Below are 23,031 nucleotides of genomic sequence, written 5' to 3'. Positions count from 1 at the left end.
TCCAATTTTCTTGAAGAACAGTTGAATAGAAACTATTTCCTATTGGAAATATAGGTGGCCATATCATCTATGCTCATAAAGTTTTCGATGGTCATATCTTGGGGCGGAACTTTCAATTCGAACTCTGTTTCGATAAAGAGGATCAATTTCATCATTCCCAACGAATCTAAAATGCCTTCACCAAGCAAGTCGTCCTGGGCCTCGATGGGGTCATCGGCCTGAAATTGCTCATTTATGTACTTTAAAAGAATATCTTTCATATCATTATCTCTGGATTAGACTCTTCACGATTTCCGAACGTTTCACTTTGCCTGAACTGGTTCTCGGGAAGTCTTGAAGAAAATATATGTGATTGGGTATTGCATATGGTGGTAAATACGTTTTACTGAAAGCGATCAAATGATCTGCTGATTGTTCTATCTCCTTTGTCCCGATAATAGCGGCAGCGATTTGTTTTTCGTTGTTTTCATTTTCTAAGATAAAAACGGCGGCTTCCTCAACGCTGTCGTGCTTGCCTAAAACTGCCTCTACCTCGTCTAATTCAACCCGATATCCTCGTAGCTTCACCTGTCGATCGTTCCTTCCCAAAAATATGAGATTACCCTGCTCATCCTCTTTTACCAGATCACCAGTTCTATAGAATACATGTTCGACTCCAGGAGCTATGTGCTCAGTGTATAACGCCTTTTTTGTGAGTACATTGTTATTCCAGTAGCCTTTCATCATGGTCGCGGAACGCACGAGAAGTTCTCCTGAGGTGCCTTTGGGTACTGGTGAGTTGTCCTCTCCAAGGATTTTATAGGTCGTATTTTCCCAGATTTTTCCGATGGGAATTTGCTCATCTGTTTCAGGTGGAGTGTTTAGATGGTAATATGTGCATTGATTCACCTCTGCCGGGCCATAGACGTTACTGAATGTAGCACTAGGCCACAATCCCATGAGTTCTCGCATATATTTCGGAACAAAATTCTCACCTCCGTATAAGACCCAACGCAATGGTGATAAATCACGTTCATCAAGCACTCCGTTTAGCAATAGCTGAACCAGGGCCAAGGGTACGGAATACCATATGGTGATTTTTTCCTGTTCCATCAAGGCGGAAAGACTCGCCGGAAGTTTTGTATGCGCATCGGGAATAATGACTGTGGTCGCCCCTGCCAGCGGTCCGGAGAAATAACCAAAAGTTGAAATGTCAAAATGCAAAGGAGCATGGTTCGCTATTCGATCGGTAAGCGTTATGTTATAGACCTGAGCCGAAAGTTTGGCATAGCTGAGCCCACTATGATGGGTGTGCATGATACCTTTAGGGGCACCCGTAGAGCCTGACGTATACATGATATATGCCAAATCAGATTCGATAATTTTTACTGGTTGATAGGTGCTCAAGTCTATTTTGAAAATAACATCCCAAGATACAGATGGAATAGTCAAATCCGCATCGATTCCAATAAGGGATTCAAGATTTGTTTCCGTTTCTAAAATAGCCTTTATTTTCCTGCGTTGTTTTGCCGTAGTTGTGACATGTTTGATACCACAATCGGCTAACAAAAATCGGGTTCTGGCGTGTGGTGCGCTAGGATCTAAAGGAACATAAACGGCTCCGGCCTTCATGATGCCATAAACGGCGAGTGCCGTTTCCAAACAGCGTTCCATGTACACACCGATACGATCTCCTTTACGGACGCCTTTCATGATCAAGTGAGATGCCAGCTGATCCGTTTTTTTGTCAAGTTCCCCATAAGACATAGAATCTCTTCCACAACGGAAAGCATCTTGCTCTGGAAACGAGCGGGCCGAGTTCTGAATGATATGTGGGAGCGTAAACAGCATAAATACGAGTGGCTAAAGGCCTAAAAGTTTTGCGATGATGTTTCTCTGGATATCAGAAGTACCTGCATAAATGACCCCACCAACGGCATCACGGAGATTTCTCTCGATTTCATTTTCGGAAATATAGCCATCGCCCCCGTGATTTCGTATCGTGTCAAGACTCGATTCCACAAAATTTTCACTGAGGTGCAATTTTAACAGGGCAGATTCCATCATTGAAGACTTTCCTACACTATTGAGCCAAGCCACTTTATAGAGTAGCAATCTTGAGGTTTCCAGTCTTAATTTCATATTGGCGACCCTGTTGGAAACCGACTGGAATTGACTTATTTTTTTTCCGAATTGTTCCCTTTGTTTTACAAACGCTATGGTTTCCTCAAGTTGATGTTCCATGGCACCCAATTGTCCGGCAAGTATGGTACAGCGGTCGTGTTCGAGCGAGCTATTGGTTATCGCCCAACCTGCACCGATTGGTCCCAACAAATTCTCTTCGGGAACAAAGCAGTCTTCAAAAAACAAATCGCCAAAGGGTACCGTTCGCAATCCCATTTTTGGCCTGTTTGGTCCTGCCGTAAAGCCTTTCATGCCTTTTTCAACAATGAAAACGCTCATGCCCCACTTGCCTAATTTTGGATTGGTTTTTACAAAAACCAATATGACATCTGAGACGGGTCCGAAAGTGATGTAGCGCTTGGTACCGTTTAAGAGATACCCTCCTTCAACTTTTTTGGCACTAGTTTCCATACTGAAAACATCGGATCCTGAACTGGGTTCGGTTAGTGCATGGCACCCGATCCACTGACCAGAAGCCAATTTAGGTAAGTACTTCTTCTTTTGGTCTTCAGTTCCGAAAGTTAAAATCGGATATTGCACGGTCCACATCTGGGCACTTAATCCAAAGGGTAGGCCATTATCCCGGCATCCATAACCGAAACCTTCCATTGCCAAGGTGGCAGTGAGAATACTAACATCATCGGTTGAGCCGCCATAGGCTTTGGTAGTGGCTAGGCCTTGAAGGCCGAAGTCGGCACATTTTTCCCAATCTGCTCTTGAGAATAGACAATCTTTGTCTTGCTTCACATAAGAACCCCCAAAATTGGCCGAAGCGAAGTCACTTACTTTGTTCTTATACTCCAATTGCTCTGAGGTCAGTGAAAAATTCATAGGTCCGATGGTGTTTGTTGTATTGTGGGTAGCGTTGAACTGAAATCATTTCGGCCGAAATTAAAGTAAAACGGGCGAAAAGTAAACGAATCAAAAAAACGGGAAATCATCTTAGACTTCAACCGCTTTTGTCAAAAAGTGATACGGGTTTTTAGCGTCCTCAGAGACATTTTCGATAGCGACTTCTAAACCGATATCGAATTCATCGGCCAAATCAAGAAAAAGGTCCATAACGACCTGATCCTCTAAAGCCCAGCCGGTGGAGTCAAAAATAGAGATTTGGTCCTTGACCTGAACATAGTCATCAGCGTTCTGAAGTACCTCTACCCAATCAGGAGCAATTTCACTGTCCGAAAGTTGTTGGCATTCCCCTTCTATTTTAGCCTGTTCAAAAAAGTCAGGACATACAAAACTTTGGAGAAGTAGTTCTTTGGGAAGTTCTGTTTTGCCAGGAAAGTCCGAGCCTACCGCATTGATATGTAAATGTGGTTTACTCTTGTGATATTCAAAAAGTGGTCCGGTACCTACCTCAATAGACGTTTCGGTACAAACAATGTCCGAAGTCTCGATAATATCTTTTATCGATGCTGTCTTGATATCCAATTGGATATCGAGCATTTCAATACGGTCTCTTAAGGTGTCCATCGACTTTTGATCAATGTCGTAGATCAAAACCTCGGAAAACTGAAAAACCCTAGAAAGCGCATGTAATTGAGTAACCGCCTGGGCTCCACATCCTATAAGACCGAGTACGGTACTTTTCGGTTTTGCCAATAACCTACTGGCAACGGCAGAAGCGGCCCCAGTTCGCAGGGCTGTTAAGAGTACGCCGTCCGCAATGCCATTGAGATGGCCTGTTTTGGTATCATAGCTAGAGATGGAGGATAGAATAGTGGGTAAATTAAAGTTGTTAGGGTTTTGAGGGTGGTATCCCACGACCTTGATGACTACTTCCTTTCCTTTCTTATGTACCGGCATCCACTCAATGAGACCAGGATTTTCCGTTTGGTAGTTGAAGCCAGAACGAATAGGTATATCTGTTTTGGATTTGTCGAAATCATGCACGGCGTTGGTTAGACGTTCGATCAAGGAATCCATCAGGCGATCTATTCCGAACTTTTCGACAATACGAATCACGTCATCTCCTGAGAGAATGAGTGTTTTTTCTTTTTGTAAGGGCATTTTCTTTCTTTAACACAGCTAAACAAGTCAGCAGTTTACTCGCAATGTATGTAATTTACAAATTAAAAATCAACTATTTTGCCCTTGTTTCGATGAAAAGTCACATATTCTTGCCAGCACGCAACCAAAATGGATTTTCACATCTTATTGTATTGCGGTACCTTTATAAGCCCCTGATAATAAACAAACTTTGTAGTAATATTGGACCTGACACCAAAAGTGAACCGTTTATCGTTTATATTTAAAACTGTTAAACTTTTTTCCTTTATTGCGCAGCTTTCGCGTCAATTTTCAATGTCGCGTAACGTCTAAACCCGTATTCCGTTATGAAAAAGTTAATGTCCCTTTTTGTCCTATTGGCCCTATTTTTAGTACCCAATGCCTCCGAAGCGCATGAGGTAAATCAGAGTTATATCTTCTTGAGAATATACGAAAGTAAAGGTATAGAGGGGAGGTTTGAAATGAATGTCCGTGAGTTGAACAAGTTATTGGGTACCAACCTTCCGAAAGACCTGCAATTAAAGGATATCGAACCCTACATAGAACAAATCAAGGCGTATTTGTTGAAGAATACCTCCTTCTCCTCTCCTTTAGGAAATCATAATATCATATACACCGGTGAAGTGGACGTTCAGAAAGTAGCCTTGGGAAATTTTGTCAAAATCCATTTTGAATTGGATAATGATGAGGTATTACCAGATGAGATGACAACCGACTACAACTCGTTCTTTGAACTAGATGATTCGCATGCGGCCTTTTTGATTACTGAATACAATTGGAAAGCGGGCGTAATCAACGATGAAATGAATTTTTCTATGGATTTCGGACCTGGAGATACTTCCGAAACGATGTCGCTTACCGATGTATCGGTTTGGAAAGGCTTCTATGCTATGATCAAGCAAGGAGTATGGCACATTTGGATCGGTCTAGATCATATTTTATTTTTATTGGCACTGATTTTACCTTCAGTAATCCGAAGGAAAAAAGATGCTGCCGGGTTCAATCTATCCAATTGGGAACCTGTGCAAGAGTTTAAACCAGCCTTCTATTACATCCTTAAGGTGGTCACCTTTTTTACGATAGCACATACCATTACCTTGACCTTAGCCTCCCTGCAAATCGTAAATCTGCCCTCCCGAATCGTTGAATCGATTATAGCCTTTTCAATAGGCTTAGCCGCGTTTCATAACATACGACCTATTTTTAAAGGTAGGGACTGGGTTATCGCCTTTATTTTTGGACTATTCCATGGATTTGGTTTTGCCAGCGTACTCGGTGATTTGGGGTTGACAAATGATTTTCTGACCGTTTCCCTCTTAGGATTTAATATCGGAGTTGAAATAGGGCAATTGGTCATTATTGCCATGATTTTTCCGATTTTATTCTTGTTGCGAAATCGAAAAATCTACAATAAAATTCTACTTTATGGGTCTATAATCCTAATCATAATATCTTTATATTGGTTTTTAGAACGAGTCCTTGACATTAGATTCGGTGTATATCACATGGTGAAAAGGAGTATTCGTGAATTGGCCGTTGCGCTTGGGCTTTGGTCATAGAAGTTGGTGAAGAAGAAAAAGATTTTAGGTTGAAAAGTGAACTGGTAAAAGACGATTTACTTTCGAAATGGAAGCGTAGGGATAAGAAGGGAGATTTGCCTGGCGAGATTCCTAAAGCTCCTTCAAATGTTGCCATACCGTTGTCTAATGGGCAGAAGGGATTGTGGTTCCTGCAAGATCTAAACAAAGAAAACTCCTTCTACAATTATGGCGAGCTCTATGATCTTAAAGGCGATTGGTCGATTTCCTATTTGAAAAGTAGTATTCGCCAAATTTATGAGTCGCACGATATACTCAGGTCTAGTTGCATTGCTGGTAGTGATGGACTCGAACTGAAAATAGACTATGATTCGCCATTGACCATTGAAGTGCATGAATTGGGTGCATTTCCCCTCGATGAAGCGCTTGCTACAGTACGACAAGTTGTTGCGGAAGATTTTACGACACCTTTTGAATTGAGCAGGTCACCATTACTCAGAGTGCGTGTTTTCTCAATTGATAAGGGCTATCATATACTGAGCGTGACCATGCACCATATCATCACTGATGAATGGTCCATGGATATCTTCATGAAGCTTTTGGCGAAAAATTACAGGAAGTTGAAATCAGGTCAACAGCTTCCCAATGAAAAACCGGAATTGCAATTCAGTGATTTCGCTTATTGGGACGATACTCGAAAATTGCCGGAAAAAGAATTGACTTTTTGGAAAAAGGCTTTATCGAATCATACGCCGAACCTGGCGCTACAAACGGACTTTAAAAGACCTGTATTGCCCTCGTATCGGGGATCTCATAAATCCTTGGAGTTTTCTCGAAAACTCTCCGAGGAGCTTCTGAATTTGGCAACGGAATCGGAAGTAACCCCTTTTGTCTTGTTACTCTCATTGTTTTACATCTTGCTGTATCGACATACGGATCAAAAAGACATTTTGGTCGGCTCACCCATTGCGAAAAGAAACCATAAAGGATTGGAAGATCTGTTGGGTTTTTTCCTGGATACCTTAGTACTTAGAAATGAGATTGATGGGGGCAATACCTACGCAGAGGTTTTGGCTAAGGTCAAGTCGAATACGCTGCAGGCATTCGCGCATAGAGACATTCCTTTTGATGTTCTCGTAAAGGAATTGAACCCTGAGCGGTCTGCCGGGAGTAATCCGTTTTTTCAGGTCATGTTTGTCTATAATACGGAATCAACAACACCGGACTTTGGTGAAGGTTTGATTCTTGAGAAAAACGACTTGGTGCGCTTAGAAAGTTCCAAATTCGATCTTACCCTATTTGTTTCCAAAAAGGACGGCGTGTTGACAGCGAGTTTCGAATATGCTACGGATTTATTTGAAGCCTCGACTATAGATCGGTTATTGGCCCATCTGCATCTCTTGGCCGAGGGTGTGGTGAAGAATCAAAGCGTGGTAATTTCCGAATTGCCGATGAGAACACCTGAAGAAACAGCGTTGTTCTCCGAAATTTCCTTACCGAACGCCGAACATACTGATTTTAACTATGCTGGCGGTATTCATAAATCGATAGAGGCATTTGCCTCTAGGACCCCTGATGCTATCGCGATCAGTTTCGGCAACCAGTCGATGACCTATAGTGAATTGAACACCAAGGCGACGACTATAGCTAGTAACTTGATCAGGTTTACCGGAGGTGAAAATACCTTTATAGGTCTGTGTATTGAGCGTTCCCTTGACATGATCGTAGGTCTTTTGGCAGTGTTAAAGTCGGGATCGGCCTATGTTCCACTAGATCCCGAATACCCCAAGGAACGACTTAAATATATCGTTCAAGATGCTAATGCTACATTGGTGCTGACACAGGATGATTATGTAGCTGATTTTGAGGAATTAGGTGTTGACAGTATCTCTGTTTCTGCTCCGCAGATGACAAGCACTACTACAGGAACGATTTTGCCAGAGGTTGGCGGCAATGATTTGGCCTACGTGATTTATACATCCGGGAGTACCGGAAAACCTAAGGGAGTACCGATTTCACATCAAAATATTTTAGATTCTACGAAAGCTCGATTTTCTTTTTATGAAGAAAATCCAAGTGCGTTTTTGTTGTTGTCTTCCATTTCTTTTGACAGTTCTAAAGCAGGCATTTTCTGGACCTTATGTTCAGGAGGCAATCTCGTTATTGCAAAAAAGAGATTGGAGCAAGATATGGCTGCCATGCAAGAGCAAATCTTAACTCATAAGATTTCGCATGTATTGACGTTACCCACGCTGTATGGGTTGATGCTGGAACACATTTCAATCAATGCCTTAAGTCAACTGCGAACGGTCATTGTGGCGGGTGAAGCATGTCCTTCCCAACTACCGGAAAGACATTTCGACCTTTTACCTGAGTCGGTTGTTCTATACAACGAATACGGCCCGACCGAAGCTACTGTATGGTGTACCGCCCATCGAATTGAGCCTGATGATCGATACAAATCGATCCCTATAGGTCGAGCCATTAAGGGGGCCAAGATCCATTTACTTGACGCTCGCTTACGCCATGTGCCCTTTGGGGCTATGGGAGAGATCTACATTTCAGGTAATGGCTTGTCTCAGGGGTATCTGGGAAAACCGGAGCTTACCAAAACCAAGTTTGTCGAAAATCCGTTTGCTGCCGATGGCGAAAAAAAGCTGATGTACAAGTCGGGTGATCTAGGCCGATTTCGAGCTGATGGCAACATCGCATTTTTAGGACGGGTAGATTCCCAGGTAAAACTGCGAGGTTTTAGGATAGAACTTGATGAAATCGAGGAAACCTTGCTGACCCATCGACAGGTCAAGGATGCGGCCGTTGTCATCAAACCTGCAGAACAAGGGAGTGCGAACGGTATTTTAGTCGCTTACCTTATCTTAAGGTCCAAAGTTGAATTGCAGGAAATCAAATCCTTCTTAAAACGCCTGCTTCCGAAACATATGGTGCCCGCACAAATTGTCGTTCAAGACACTTTTGTCAAACTGCCCAACGGCAAAGTGGACAAGAAGTATTTGGAGACCCTTCCCATGGAAAAGTTATTAGACCCTATTGGGCCGTCAGAAGAGCTTACGGAAACAGAGGGTACTTTAATTGCTATTTGGGAAAAAATATTGGGGTTCAACGGCTTGGCAGTGGATGATAACTTTTTTGAAATAGGGGGAAATTCGATAATGACGATTCAAGTAATTTCCGAAGCACGCAAAATGGGTATGGTCATTTCGCCGAATCAATTATTCGATTATCAGACCATTCGTGAATTGGCTGCTTTTGTAGACCAAAATCAACAGCAGGATGATCAGTGGGATTATATGGTACCCTTACGAAAAGAAGGTTCTAAAAAACCACTTTTTTGTATCCATGCCGGAGGCGGCCATGTGTTCTTTTACAATAAGTTGACCGACTATTTGGAGAAGGATACCCCTATTTACGCGCTACAACCTTCAGGAGTATATGGCGATAAGGCAATGCATAGAAGCGTAAGTGAGATGACCCGTGACTATCTTGAAGCTATAAAAAAGGTACAACCCCAAGGACCTTATAATATTCTGGTCTATTGCTTTAGTGCTGCCGTAGGTAACGAAATGGCCCTTCTATTAGCGGAAAAAGGTGAAAAAATCAACTTAATCGTTATGGACACTATGACGGCGCCGGCGGTACTCAATACGCCACGAAGACTGAGAATACGAATTCAGACCTTTCTCATGCGTTTTGTCAAGGCACCCTTTCGGTCCGTGCGCAATATGATTATTTCAAAATATGCATTGATCCGTTTAAAATGGAGAAGTAATTTTGAGGTCGACGAGGAATCTCGGGAACTGGAAAAACTTCGAGTCAATCTGATGGACTTGAGTCAAACCTATACATGGAAACCGTTTGACGGAGAAGTTTCATTGATATTGACCAAGAAAGACCATGAAGCCTTGAATAAGGAAACCGTGCGTTCTTGGCAAGAAGTCGTGAAAAGTGATGTAACTATTGTACGTACCAGGGGCAGTCATCGCGAACTTTTTGACGAACCATATGTGAAGTACACGGCAAAAGCTATAGAAAAGTGTATGTTTGATCACTAATTCTTAAGAGATGGCGCATATTGTACTTGTGACAGGCCTTTTAACCGGAAGGATCAATGCAAGTTTTGAATTGGCTTCAAGACTTCAGAAAGAAGGTCATGAGATTACGTACCTATGTCAACCGAGTACCTTGGTAAAAATCCAGTCTTATGGATTCAATGCGTTAGCGGTTTCCAAAATCACATTTGATTATAAAGATCCAAGAAGAAGTGCTATGGAATCGTCTTGGTTCAAAAAATTACGATTTCATTTGAAGTATTTAAAAAGTCATTATTCCGAAGGAATAAAGATTTTAAAATTAGAAGAGCACAAAGCGCTTTTTCGTCAGGTAAATCCTGATTTAGCCCTGATAGACGTTGAAATTCATGACATGATCTTTACCGCAATTGAATTGAAAATTCCGGTGAAGCTTACAACAACCTGGTTTTCCGATAAGATCAGTCTTAAAAGTCCTTCAATTCGAACCGGGGTAATTCCGGGCCGTGGTGTTAGTGGCACCAAGGTCGGTATTTTGTTCTCCTGGTTGCTAATGCGAGCAAAGATAAATGCTCGGGTAGTATTGAATCGTCTGACTTTCACAAACTACCGAAGATGGATGTTTAAAAAATATGCCAAAAACATCGGTTTCGATACGAGTGGTCTCTTGGTCAATACACTACCGCCACTTTATAGTTTTACGAAATTGCCGATTGTTACAATGACCATGTCAGAACTTGAGTTCCCTCACAAATTAGCAAAAAATATGATTTATGTGGGTCCAATGATTCGCGAAAATCGGAACCTTCAGAAGGAAGACCCGGCAGTAGCTGACAGGCTAAAAACCATCTACAGGAAAAGGGACACGGAAAAGGGTCAATTGATTTATGGTTCCGTCGGTTCAATGGCGACGAGTGGAGTGGTTTTTTTAAAGAAAGTGATCAAGGCATGCACCGACCAAGAAGGATGGCAGCTAGTTCTTTCTTTGGGGCCTAATTTGAACATTGCCGATTTTGGAGAAGTTCCTTCGCAGATTCATTTGTTCAATTGGGTGCCCCAACCCGAGGTGATTTCGCATGCTGATTGTGTGGTTACCCATGCGGGCAACAATACGATGAACGAGTGTTTACATTACACCGTTCCTATGGTGCTCTATTCAGGTAAGAAAACCGATCAAGATGGAAGTGCAGCCAGAATGGCGTATCACGGTCTAGGAGTTCTGGGTGATAAAGATCGTGATGGTGCCGAACAGATCAGGTCGAATATTGACGAGGTCTTGACCAATAAGGCCTTTCGTGCTAAGATGATCGAATTCAATAATATATATCAAGACTATCGGGCCAGAGCTTTAAGCCCGCTCTTGTTCGAAGAAAAAGAATACTAAAACCGAAGAAGGTGCTGAACAGAAAGCTCGACAGATCAAGGTTACATGAACTAGCACAGATTTGGTATTGTACTTTTTCAAAAAATGAATTCCTGCTTCCTACTTTTAGAAGCGTACTATCTGCGGATGAAGTGAGACGCGCAGGCCGTTTTAAGTTTCAGAAAGATAGGAATAGCTTTATAATTACCCGTGGAGTGCTGCGAACACTTCTTGGGGGTTACTTGGAACTACCTCCTTCGGAAATACTACTGGAATATACAACGTATGGAAAGCCTTACCTTCTTGACAGTACGTTAAAGTTCAATGTTTCACATTCGGGTGATATGGCGGTATTTGCCTTTGTTCTCGATACAGAGGTCGGCGTAGATATCGAACAGGTCAAAGACGATTTCGACCTAATGGAGTTGGCTCGAAATTTCTTCTCCGAACATGAAATAGCGGCAATGGAAAACATTCCAGAGACGGAATTAACGCGTGCGTTTTACCGCTGTTGGACACGTAAGGAGTCTTTCATCAAAGCGGAAGGAAGCGGACTCTCTTTCCCTTTAGATAAGTTTGCGGTATCATTGGACCATGACCACGAGGCGACCTTGATTCAAACGGAATGGGATCTTCAGGAAAAAGATAATTGGAGTTTATATTCATTCCTGCCAGAACAGCAATATATTGGAGCGTTGGCAATCAGAGATAAATCAAAGGGTGTTGAATTTGCTAATTTGGTCGACATTAGTACGCTCTCATAGACCTATCCTAACATAATCGGTGATCATTTCAGCCCAATCTTTGGTCCTAAAAAATACGATTCCCTGACTTATGTGTTAAAGTTATCTTTAAATTTAAGATACACCCAATGTTCACTTTTCTCGAATTGACTCTTTTGACTATCTTGTGCTGATGCCGTTGAAAAGGTTGATGTGAATCGATTTATTTTAGCACGTCTACCCAAGGCATAAAGTTTAAATCAATCAAAACATACAGTATATGAAAAGAAGGGATTTTGTTCAAATGTCTGGCCTTGGAGCGGGTGCATTGCTCTTACCCACTACCATGATGGGCACAAGCATTTCCGCTGAGGCACTACTCGCACCGGGTATGGACGTGATAGTCAAAAAACGTATGGCGGATGTCGCGCTCAACACCGCGAAATCTATGGGTGCTACCTATGCGGATTCAAGAATTGGTAGATATTTGAACCAGTACGTGTTCACTCGTGAAGATAAGGTTCAAAACGTTGTCAATACCGAGTCTTTCGGAATTGGAATTCGTGTCATCGTCAATGGTACCTGGGGTTTTGCCTCCACAAATGACGTTACCGAAGATGGTATCAAAAAAGCGACCGGTCAGGCCGTGGCCATTGCCAAAGCAAATTCGAAATTTCAAAAAGAACCTGTAGTGCTGGCACCAGTTTCAGGGCAGGGAGAGGTTTCTTGGAAAACCCCTATTAAAAAGGACTTTAAGGATGTTCCGATTTCCGAAAAAGTAGATTTATTGTTAAGCGCCAATGCGGCAGCTCTCGAAAACGGCGCCAATTTTGTGAATTCTGCGTTGTTCATGGTGAATGAGCAAAAATATTTCGCTTCAACGGACGGCTCATATATCGATCAGGACGTTCATCGTATTTGGCCCACATTCGGAGTCACTGCGGTCGACCAGTCGGCCGGTAAATTCAAAACCAGGCAGGCCATGAGTGCACCAATGGGCATGGGCTATGAATATATGGACGGTCTGGCTTCAGAGAAGCTTGACGGGGCGGCAGGTCTCAAGCTATATCGCAATAGCTACGATATGGTCGAAGATGCTACTACAGCTGCAATTCAGGCCAAAGAAATGTTAAGCGCAAAATCGGTGGATCCCGGTAAGTATGATTTGGTCCTTGAACCCAACCATTTAGGTCTTACCATTCACGAATCGGTAGGACATCCTACGGAATTGGATCGTGTTTTGGGTTATGAAGCCAACTACGCAGGTACTAGTTTTGCAACCATAGACAAATGGAAGTCGAAAGATTTCAAATACGGCAGTGATATTGTCAACATATTTGCTGATAAAACCCAACCAGGTTCGTTAGGTGCTGTAGGCTATGATGATGAGGGAGTGCCCTGCAAGCAATGGGATATCATTCGAAATGGTGTTTTGGTGAACTATCAAGCGATTCGCGATCAGGTGAAAATGATCGATCAGAATGAATCACACGGCTGCTGTTATGCGCAGAGTTGGAACGACGTACAGTTTCAACGAATGCCCAATATTTCCTTGGAAGCAGGAAAAGAACCATATTCCGTGGCAGAGATGATCAAAGATGTTGAAAAAGGAATTTATATCGCAGGACGTGGTTCCTATTCCATTGATCAGCAGCGGTATAATTTCCAATTTGGAGGTACTGTCTTCTATGAAATCAAAAACGGTGAGATCGTGGGTATGTTGAATGATGTGGCATACCAATCGAATACGCAGGAGTTTTGGAACTCTTGTGCTAAGATTTGTGATAAGAATGACTACCGATTGTTCGGGTCTTTCTTCGATGGAAAAGGACAACCCCCACAGGTAAGCGCGGTTTCCCATGGTAGTTCTACCACGAGATTTAATGACATCAATGTTATTAATACCGGTAGAACCGTTTAATCGGAGTTTCACGTTAAAAGGAAAAAACAATGGCAATATATACAGAAGAAGAAGCAAAAAAAATAATGGAGAAAGCGATGAGCTTTTCCACGGCCGATGCTTGCGAAATAAATTTAGAGGGAAGCGAGAGCGGTAATATCAGATATGCAAGAAATTCCGTTTCCACGGCAGGTTACCGATCCAATCAGACGTTGGTGGTACAATCCAATTTCGGAAAAAAAATGGGTACCGCCACGATAGACGAATTTGATGATGAATCATTGAAAAGGGTGGTAGCAAGGGCCGAGGAATTGGCAAAACTGTCACCTGAGAATCCCGAGTTTATGGAACCCTTAGGTCCTCAGAAATATGAAAAGGCGATCAACTATACGGAAGCAACAGCAAATATTACTCCCGAATTCAGGGCCGAGGTAGCCAATAGCAGTATTGCACCTGCAGCCGCAAAAGATGTGACAGCAGCGGGTTTTTTGGACGATTCCGCAGGCTTTAGCGCGATGATGAACTCGAACGGACTCTTTGCATATAACAAGGAGACTACCTTAGAATTTACCGTAACCATGCGTACCAATGATGGAACCGGTTCGGGCTGGGTTACCCGGGATGTGAACGATGTGAGCAAGTTCGATGCCGCGGAAGCTTCAAAAGTAGCGATAGATAAAGCCGTATTATCGAGGGAGGCCAAGGCTATTGAACCGGGTAAATATACCGTTATCTTGGAGCCTTCAGCCGGCCTAGGTCTTTTGAACGGGCTAGGACGATCGATTAATGCACGTCAAGCCGATGAAGGTCGTAGTTTTATGTCAAAAGAGGGTGGAGGAACCAAAATAGGAGAAAAAATCGTTGATGAACGTGTGAATCTCTGGTCCGATCCCGTGAATCCTGAAGTGCCCAGCGCTACTTGGAATGGGGCAGGACAACCCTTGAATAAAACCTCTTGGATTGAAAACGGAGTAGTGAAAAATCTGGCGTATAGCCGATATTGGGCCGAACAGAAAGGAGTGGAACCCGTGCCGTTTCCGAGTAATTTTATTATGGGTGGCGGTGATGCCTCGCTTGATGAATTGATCAAGAGTACTAAAAAGGGAATTTTAGTGACCCGATTGTGGTACATCAGATCCGTTGATCCGCAAACCCTTCTTTATACGGGATTAACTCGTGACGGAACGTTCTATATTGAGAATGGAGCCATTAAATATCCTGTGAAGAATTTTAGATTTAACGAGAGTCCTATCATCATGTTGAATAATCTGGAGACACTTGGAAAACAGGCTCGGGTTGACGGCAACTTGATTCCTTATATGAAAATCAGGGATTTCACTTTTACTAGTTTGTCCGATGCCGTATAGTCATATATAATTTGACATCAACTGGTTGTTTTGAGACATTCTTAGCAACCAGTTTTTGTTTAAAATGGGATATTCTCTTGAGCAATGCCTTTTTCTTTACAAGATTGCAATACGAATCAGGTGACTGGGATGTTGATCAGCGCATGCCCTCCAATTTATTAAATTCCCTAGTAGAGTATACCACCTTAGAAGTAGATACCCAAGAGAATATTGTCACTTTGGCCAGTGACGAGATATTCAAATGTCCTTTTTGCTATTTATCAGGCCATAAATTGGTTCAGTTTACCAAAAAGGAACGGGAAAACTTTGAAAAGTATGTGAACAACGGTGGTTTTGTATTCGTCGATGACTGTAATCATGATATTGATGGCTTATTTGCAAAATCTTTTGAAGGGCAAATGAGCGAAATTTTCGGTGAAACGGAACTGAAGAAAATACCGAATGACCACGAGATCTACAAGATATTTTTTGAATTTGAGGATGGACCTCCGACAACCTCACAAGAATTGAACGGATGGGGTGATGACCTTGTTCACGAGTACCTTAAAGCCATCGAGATCAATGGAAGAATAGCGGTTTTGTATAGTAACAAGGACTATGGTTGTGAATGGGATTACGATTTTAGGAATAAACGTTGGTATAAAATAGATAATACCAGATTTGGGGTGAATATCGTGATGTATGCACTGACATCATAAAGAAAAGATATGGAAAAACATTTAGTGGAGATTGCACAAGAAGTTCAAACCTTGACCCAAAAACTTACTGATCTGAAGGCAGAAATCGGTAAAGTAATTGTAGGACAAGAAGAGACCATCGAGCATTTACTGATTACATTCTTGGCCGGCGGACACGCGTTGTTGGAAGGAGTACCAGGATTGGCAAAGACCTTAATGATTCGAACCTTGGCCCAATCGATCGATCTGAACTTTAAGCGCATACAATTTACGCCAGATTTGATGCCCTCAGATATTATAGGTACTGAGATTCTAGAAGAGGACCACACGACGGGCAAGAAGTTTTTCGAGTTCAATAAAGGACCGATCTTCGCCAACATTATTTTGGCCGATGAAATCAACCGGACCCCGCCTAAGACACAGGCAGCCCTTTTAGAGGCCATGCAAGAATTCGAGGTAACCTATTCCGGAAAAACCTATAAGTTGGATCGTCCGTTTTTTATTTTGGCTACCCAGAACCCTATCGAACAGTCAGGCACCTTTCCCTTGCCCGAGGCGCAGCAAGATCGGTTTTTGTTGTACATCAAAATTGGATATCCCACGGCATCCGAAGAAAGCCATATCCTCAGGAATACGACCGGGTCTAAAAAAGAGAGCGTACAAAAAATACTCAACGGCGATGAGATCATTAGGCTTCAAGAATTGGTGCGAGAGGTACCGATAAGTGATGAGCTAATTGACTATGTTAGCACTATAGTACGTGCCACAAGACCTGAAACGACCACACTCGACTATGTCAAGGAGTGGGTAGGCTGGGGAGCGGGGCCAAGAGCAGGTCAAGCTATGATATTGACCGCCAAGGCACGAGCATTACAGCAGGGACGCCTATCGGTGACATTGGAAGACGTGAAACATATGGCATATCCCGTTTTGAGACATCGTATCCTCGTTAATTTTAAAGCTGAGGCAAATGCCATTAGTCCAGATGATGTCACCACCGAAATTCTGAAGAAACAGTAACCGTACCTAGAAAAAATACGCGTGAAACAAGACTATCGGCAACTGCTAGAACCTAAAATAATCAACAGTATCTCCGGGTTGTCCTTAATAGCCCGTGTCATTGTTGATGGCTACTTGTCTGGTCTTCATCAGAGTCGTCGCGTAGGAGTGGGACTTGAATTTAGTCAATACCGCGGTTATGAACCTGGAGATGACATGCGACTATTGGATTGGAAAATGTTGGCGCGTTCAGGAAGGTATTACATCAAGCAATCTGAAATAGAGACCCATATTACGGTGAAATTCATTGTGGATGCGAGCAAGTCGATGGTGCATACCGAGAAATCCCTTTCAAAAATGGACTATGTAAAGGTGTTGACGGCCTCTTTGGCCCACTTGGCCCAAAGCCAGGGTGATGCTATAGGTCTCTATGCTTTGAACGATACCAAGATCAAGACCATTAGGCCAACGGTTCAAAAACAACAATACAAGCGATTTTTAAATGAGCTTATTCAAATCGAGGGCCATGGCCAATGGCCCGAAAAAAGCGACTTTTTGCACCAGATGCCCAATAGTGGTCACAAAGAGCTCCTTTTCTTTATTACGGATATGTATGAGTCAGATGGTGAGCTCACCCGAATGATCCAGAATTTGAAAACCAAGCGAAACGAATTGGTCGTACTTCATATCATGGGGGAAGATGAGCTGGAATTCAACTATCAGGGTTATGTGATCTTTGAAGATCTCGAAACGGGTGCAAAAGTCAAAGTAGATACGAAAAAGGCTAAAGAACTGTACCTACGGTCACTTACCAAGAAAATGAGCGCTATGAACAATGGATTCTTAAGTCAGGGCATTGGTTATCAATTGTTTCGCTTGAACGAACCTATTTCCGAAGTATTACAGTTGTTCCTAAAGCGTCGAAAATCATTATTGTAATGACTTTTTTGAACCCGACATATTTGTGGTTGTCCTTAGGAATTCTCATTCCCATAGCCATCCATTTATGGAGTAGACGAAAAGTAGTGACGGTTAAAGTCGGCAGTACCCAGTTATTGCAGGAATCGGAACCCAAACGTACCAGTACGGTTCGATTGAACGAATTATGGCTTTTGGTATTGAGGGTATTGACCGTACTGCTCATCACTTTATTACTTGCCTCACCAAGAACTACCGATACCAGTGCCCGAATGTCACTAGTATATCTCATAGAGCCCTCGCTTCTAAATAACGATCATGTAAAACGACTGTTGAACGAGACTCCAGCGGAAGAAGTCAAAGTGCTTATGGACGGTTTTCCGAATGCGGAAGGGTACAGTCCGGGAAAAAGGGAAAATGAGATTCCTGAATACTGGCAATTAGCACAGAAAATGAACGCCTTGCCAGCAGATAGCATTATTGTTATTACTGAAGGCTTTGTTTCAGGAATAAAAGGCAAGCGCCCTTATGGGGCCAATCATGTCAATTGGACCGTACTTCCGTCGGGTGATACGCAAAATCAACTCCTTGAAGTAGCGCTCGCAAGAGATACCTTGACCATATTGACCCTTGTGAGCGATGCTGATGGCCTATATGTCGAAAGCGAAGAACAGTCTAAAAATAGTATTGACGTAAAATCGAATAAGCCCGCAGATAGTGTCTTTATAAATGGGGTTTTAATGCCCCTCCGGACCCCGGAACCTATCATGGTCTTGATGAGGTATCACGATAGTCTAATGCAAGAGCGACACTATCTTAGCGCAGCCCTCAAGGCGGTTGCAAAATTGATGAATCGTCCCCTAATCCTTGATGAAAATCCAGGACAGGATTCCGTCGATGCCACATATGATCTATCTATTTGGCTAGGCGATCCACCCGAACAGAACTTAAGCGTAAAACAGCTGATTTTTAATTCTTCGACCTTAGCCAATGGGCTCATTGAACCTACCATCGATAAGAATGTATATGTGCTGACCAGTCGCTTGAACAATGAGAACGTATTCTCGGAACATCTTGCGGAACAACTCTACATCGTATTGAACTTGCGTAAGGATATGGAAGAAAAGATCCTTGATAACGATAAGCGCGTCGCAACTAAAGATGAGTTACGACCACACCGAACTGACCCACCGATGGCTACTGACACAGCAGGACTTGTTGATCCGTTCACGTGGTTATGGGGACTACTTTTCTTGATGATCGCATTAGAACGTGTACTGGCTAAATATCGCAAACAATGAGCTCAGGGAAACAACTACTTTTAAGGTTCAAGAAACGATGGTCGATAATGCAGGCCATTGTGATAGTGCTTTATGCCCTTGGGCCGGCCATGCTCATTTACTTTTTGACCAAAGACATCATATGGGCTGTATTTACCTTTATGGGTGTTGGGCTTCTTGCACTGCTGTTTCGAAAACCATGGCAGCTGACCTTAGAGAAAGTTGGGCAATATCTTGACCATGAATTGGAAACTACTGAATACAGTACCGGACTCTTATTAGTGTCCAGCGGAGAGTTGTCAAGTTTAGCGCGACTTCAGCAACACAAGGTAAGAAAGGTATTGGAGAGGAGCATCCATAAGGTTCGCCCAAACGTCCATATGAAAAGTGCGTTTATAGTTCTGGGCGCATGTGGACTGCTATCCCTTTTGGCAAATCAGTATGGTACCTCATTACGATCTACCGATTCCGTTCCCGCACAAGGTGACCGGCAAATCTTGTTCACACCCTTGGATTCGTCTGAATTGAAGTATACACCCCCAAACATAGTGTTTCAAGAACTTGTCATTCAATATCCTGCATATACGAATAGTGCTCCTGTGACAACAAGCAATATGAATATCAAGGCATTAGAGGGATCCAAACTTAAATGGCGCTTACGGTTTGATACTCCTCCAAACCAGGTTTTTTTTGAGGATAACGAAGCAGCCTATAACATGTCAAGGAACAGTAATGGTTATGAACATCGAATGCAGTTGACAGCTTCCGGATTTTATAATTTCAAGTTTGAGGCCAAGGATTCAACTTCACACCAATCGGAGCTTTATGCACTTGAACTTTTCGAAGATGAAGCCCCAGTAATAGAGATTCAGAAACTAAAGCAATTCACCACCTTTGAATTCGATGACGATAAGACCATTGAATTTGAAGCAGTTCTAACTGACGATTTTGGGATTACCGATGTATATGTCGTTGCGACAGTAAGTAGAGGAGAGGGGGAATCGGTTAAATTTAGGGAAGAACGTTTGCCTTTCGAAACGAGACTGCGGCAAGGTGAAAATACCCTTCAACTCTCAAAAAAAATCGACTTGGACAATCTTGGGATGGTGCCTGGAGATGAGCTTTACTTTTATATTTCCGCTGTTGACACTAAAGAACCTAGACCAAATACCAGTCGAAGCGAAACGTATTTCGCTGTGATACGGGATACCCTTACCAATCAATTTGCAGTGGAAGGAACCATGGGCGCTGATTTAATGCCTGACTACTTTAGAAGTCAGCGGCAACTAATTATCGATACGGAAAAGTTGATAGCGGACAAAAATAGACTGCCCAAAAACGATTTTAATTCCACCAGTAATGAGTTGGGGTTTGATCAGAAAGCCCTTCGTCTAAAGTATGGGGAATTTATGGGCGATGAGGCCGAATCAGGTATCACAGTTGCGGAAGAGGTCACTGTGGAAGAAGCCCAAGATGAGGATGTTAATGAAGATGAAGACCCTTTATCAAAATACACGCATGACCATGATGGGAGCAATGAACATCATCTAGTGGATCACGAAGATGGAGAACACGAGGACGAGGACCCTTTGGAAAGTTACCTTCACAATCATGATGACCCCGAGGAGTCTACCTTGTTTACGCAATCACTAAAGAGCAAGCTGCGACAGGCAATGACGGAAATGTGGGATGCAGAATTATACCTACGCCTATACACCCCTGAAAAGTCCCTGCCTTATCAATACCGAGCCTTGAAATTGATTCAGGAAATCAAGAATAGTGCCCGTATTTATGTGCATCGTATCGGCTTTGATCCTCCACCTATTAAAGAAGACAAGCGATTGACCGGAGAACTGGATGACATCGTGAGTTTCCAAAAAAAAGAAAACATTTCGGTTTACGATGACTTGAATTTCCTAAGAAAGGCAGCGGAAAGATTGGAACAACTTATAGAACGAAACGACTATCAGGAATCTGATAGGATACTCTTCAAGGAATCGGGTAACGAGTTGGCCCAATTGGCAATTGAAGAACCTGGGAAGTACCTTGAAACGTTACAAAAATTAAAATGGCTTTCAGATCGTGAACGACATTGGTCAGAAAAAGAACTACGTCAAATTTTAAGAGGTGTACTGGCCGCTATTCCAAAACCTATTGCAAAACCCACCAAGCAGGGTGAAGCCATTAGTGATTTGAACGAACTTGTACTCCAAGAATTGGAAACCAATGACTAATACGTTCAGCTTTGTGCATATTGATTTTATCTGGCCAGTAGGTATCGGAGCACTATTGCTATTCGCACTATTTCTTTGGAAAGAATGGTCACTTCCCAGAAAGCAGTACTATCTACATGCCTTAATCGCCCTGATTACCATAATCGCGTTGGTCCTATTGCTACTGAGGCCTATGATTCTAGAGGGGCATGATGGAACCCAAGGGGTACTACTCACGGAAGACTATGGTAAAGAACAACTGGATAGTCTAAAGAAACGATATAAAAGGTTAAAACAGATTCCTTATGTTGAGAATGTACCAATGAGTGGTATTTTAGATTCTATTTCGTCCTTGTTCATTGTTGGAAACGGCGTTCGGACTTTTGATTTTTGGCAGTTGGATGGTGTACCCACTACCTATTTGGATGCTGGCGAACCCGAGGGGGTCCTACAATTGAATTATGAACGAGAGACGAGGGTCGGTGATGATTGGACAGTTCGTGGCAGCTACAAAGCCAATCAGGAAAAGCGCAAACTTATTTTGGCCGATCCGGGAGGTAATCCTATAGATTCCGTTTTGATCGATACCCTAGGACGTTCCGATTTCGAATTATCAAACGATTTGAAGGTGAGTGGACGATACCTTTATCATCTTCTCGAAAAGGATTCTAGTGGTGTCACAATTGCCAATGAACCGCTACCGGTTCTTGTGAAACCAAAAAAAGAGTTACGGCTTTTGATGATCCAAGGTTTTCCGACCTTCGATTCGAAGTACCTGAAAAACTTTTTGGCAGAAGGCGGAAATGAGTTGGTAGTGCGTAACCAATTGTCTCGTGGGAAGTATAAATTTGAATATTTCAATACCGAGCGTCGTTCGTTTTATGCACTTTCCCAGGAGCTGCTCGAAACTATGGATGTGCTGCTTATCGATGCAAATTCTTTGGCCAATCTTTCTGAAAGTTCGATCCGTACTATAGAAAAGGTCATGAAACATGATGGTCTTGGCGTATTGGTTTTACCGGATGACGATTTTTTTAGGTTGCCTATTCGCGCTTCCAATTTTGAGTTTTTAAGGGAGACTACATCTAAAATAACCTTGGATGAATGGCCAGACCTATCCCTTGAAAAATATCCTTTCACTTTTGAAAACGCTATTGGATTGCAAACGATACATAGGTCAAATGATAGGATAGTATCAGCGTACAGTAGAATGGGTCGAGGAAGGATCGGTACTACAGTAGTGGGCAATAGCTACCAGTTAGTGTTAAATGGTAATAAGGAGGCCTACCAGCAATTTTGGGCTCAAATGATTACGGCAATAGCCAAGAGAAACGAAGCGATTTTGGATTGGGAACCAATGGAAAAGTTGATCTATGACAACGAACCCTTCTCTTTTGTGGTACGCACATCGGAAGACAACCCCCAAGTCTTTGGTGCGAACGGTCGAATAGCGCTTAGGCAACATTTAGATATCAAAGAACGCTACATGGGAACTACATATCCCAGAGCAATCGGATGGAATACCATTTCATCGGCCAACGACTCGCTGTCGACCCTTAATTTCTATGTAATGGATAATTCGCAATGGAAGTCATTAAGAGCTTTTGGAACAAGAATGCAGAACAAACGACATTTTTCCGATGCAAAGGTTTCCACAAACGACAAAAAAGTCCTGCGACCGATTCATCCGATTTGGTTTTTTTTAGTCGGTATTGCGGGAATGGGTTATTTGTGGTTGGCGCCTAAATTGATCAAGAATTGAAATTTATCGAACTATGCGGGTTTTGAATAAGGTGTTATTTAACGATTATTTAGGTGTTTTTATGTGTTTA

General features: G+C 42.6%; 16 protein-coding genes. 12 read left to right on the top strand and 4 right to left on the bottom strand.

Annotated features, from left to right (window positions below):
* Positions 1–32 precede the first annotated feature (32 nt).
* The 4 genes from ACKWCA_RS18970 to ACKWCA_RS18955 form a co-directional block, all read right to left on the bottom strand.
* Positions 33–260 (bottom strand): acyl carrier protein, encoded by a 228-nt coding sequence (locus ACKWCA_RS18970; RefSeq protein WP_413979809.1) that lies wholly within the window; start codon positions 258–260, stop codon positions 33–35.
* 4 nt (positions 261–264) lie between these two features.
* Positions 265–1,830 carry an amino acid adenylation domain-containing protein gene (locus tag ACKWCA_RS18965; protein ID WP_413979808.1) on the bottom strand — a complete coding sequence of 522 codons (1,566 nt, stop codon included), beginning with the start codon at positions 1,828–1,830 and terminating at the stop codon, positions 265–267.
* A 12-nt stretch (positions 1,831–1,842) separates the two neighbouring features.
* Entirely contained in the window at positions 1,843–2,994 is a 1,152-nt protein-coding gene (locus tag ACKWCA_RS18960) for an acyl-CoA dehydrogenase family protein (protein WP_413979807.1), read from the bottom strand.
* 111 nt (positions 2,995–3,105) lie between these two features.
* Positions 3,106–4,176: an ornithine cyclodeaminase family protein gene (locus ACKWCA_RS18955; RefSeq protein WP_413979806.1), complete on the bottom strand. Its 1,071-nt coding sequence runs from the start codon at positions 4,174–4,176 to the stop codon at positions 3,106–3,108.
* A 326-nt stretch (positions 4,177–4,502) separates the two neighbouring features.
* Between ACKWCA_RS18955 and ACKWCA_RS18950 the strand changes: the two genes are divergently transcribed.
* The 12 genes from ACKWCA_RS18950 to ACKWCA_RS18895 all read left to right on the top strand — a co-directional run bounded on the left by ACKWCA_RS18950 (position 4,503) and on the right by ACKWCA_RS18895 (position 22,961).
* Positions 4,503–5,735, top strand: a complete 1,233-nt coding sequence (locus tag ACKWCA_RS18950) for a HupE/UreJ family protein (protein ID WP_413979805.1) — start codon at positions 4,503–4,505, stop codon at positions 5,733–5,735.
* Positions 5,736–5,764: 29 nt separating this feature from the next.
* Positions 5,765–9,784, top strand: coding sequence for a non-ribosomal peptide synthetase (locus tag ACKWCA_RS18945; RefSeq protein WP_413979804.1), 4,020 nt, complete (start codon positions 5,765–5,767; stop codon positions 9,782–9,784).
* Positions 9,785–9,794: 10 nt separating this feature from the next.
* Positions 9,795–11,144: a nucleotide disphospho-sugar-binding domain-containing protein gene (locus ACKWCA_RS18940; RefSeq protein ID WP_413979803.1), complete on the top strand. Its 1,350-nt coding sequence runs from the start codon at positions 9,795–9,797 to the stop codon at positions 11,142–11,144.
* A gap of 11 nt (positions 11,145–11,155) precedes the next feature.
* Complete coding sequence (locus tag ACKWCA_RS18935; protein WP_413979802.1) at positions 11,156–11,887, top strand: 4'-phosphopantetheinyl transferase family protein; 732 nt, start codon at positions 11,156–11,158, stop codon at positions 11,885–11,887.
* Between the two features lie 238 nt (positions 11,888–12,125).
* Positions 12,126–13,766 carry a TldD/PmbA family protein gene (locus ACKWCA_RS18930; protein WP_413979801.1) on the top strand — a complete coding sequence of 547 codons (1,641 nt, stop codon included), beginning with the start codon at positions 12,126–12,128 and terminating at the stop codon, positions 13,764–13,766.
* Between the two features lie 29 nt (positions 13,767–13,795).
* Complete coding sequence (locus ACKWCA_RS18925) at positions 13,796–15,112, top strand: TldD/PmbA family protein (RefSeq protein WP_413979800.1); 1,317 nt, start codon at positions 13,796–13,798, stop codon at positions 15,110–15,112.
* 77 nt (positions 15,113–15,189) lie between these two features.
* On the top strand, positions 15,190–15,810 hold the full coding sequence (locus tag ACKWCA_RS18920; RefSeq protein ID WP_413979799.1) for a DUF4159 domain-containing protein: 621 nt from the start codon (positions 15,190–15,192) through the stop codon (positions 15,808–15,810).
* A gap of 9 nt (positions 15,811–15,819) precedes the next feature.
* Positions 15,820–16,809 (top strand): AAA family ATPase, encoded by a 990-nt coding sequence (locus tag ACKWCA_RS18915; protein ID WP_413979798.1) that lies wholly within the window; start codon positions 15,820–15,822, stop codon positions 16,807–16,809.
* Between the two features lie 21 nt (positions 16,810–16,830).
* The gene (locus ACKWCA_RS18910; RefSeq protein WP_413979797.1) at positions 16,831–17,727 is read left to right on the top strand and encodes a DUF58 domain-containing protein; all 897 of its coding nucleotides are present in this window, start codon (positions 16,831–16,833) and stop codon (positions 17,725–17,727) included.
* Positions 17,727–19,007, top strand: coding sequence for a BatA domain-containing protein (locus ACKWCA_RS18905; RefSeq protein WP_413979796.1), 1,281 nt, complete (start codon positions 17,727–17,729; stop codon positions 19,005–19,007). The genes ACKWCA_RS18910 and ACKWCA_RS18905 overlap by 1 nt, the downstream gene beginning before the upstream one ends.
* Positions 19,004–21,220 carry a tryptophan-rich sensory protein gene (locus ACKWCA_RS18900; RefSeq protein WP_413979795.1) on the top strand — a complete coding sequence of 739 codons (2,217 nt, stop codon included), beginning with the start codon at positions 19,004–19,006 and terminating at the stop codon, positions 21,218–21,220. The genes ACKWCA_RS18905 and ACKWCA_RS18900 overlap by 4 nt, the downstream gene beginning before the upstream one ends.
* Positions 21,213–22,961, top strand: coding sequence for a hypothetical protein (locus tag ACKWCA_RS18895; RefSeq protein WP_413979794.1), 1,749 nt, complete (start codon positions 21,213–21,215; stop codon positions 22,959–22,961). The genes ACKWCA_RS18900 and ACKWCA_RS18895 overlap by 8 nt, the downstream gene beginning before the upstream one ends.
* Positions 22,962–23,031 lie beyond the last annotated feature (70 nt).

This window comes from Maribacter corallii (genome assembly GCF_047345415.1).
In the GTDB taxonomy this organism is placed as follows: domain Bacteria; phylum Bacteroidota; class Bacteroidia; order Flavobacteriales; family Flavobacteriaceae; genus Maribacter_C.
This window is presented reverse-complemented; position numbering and strand designations above follow the sequence as displayed.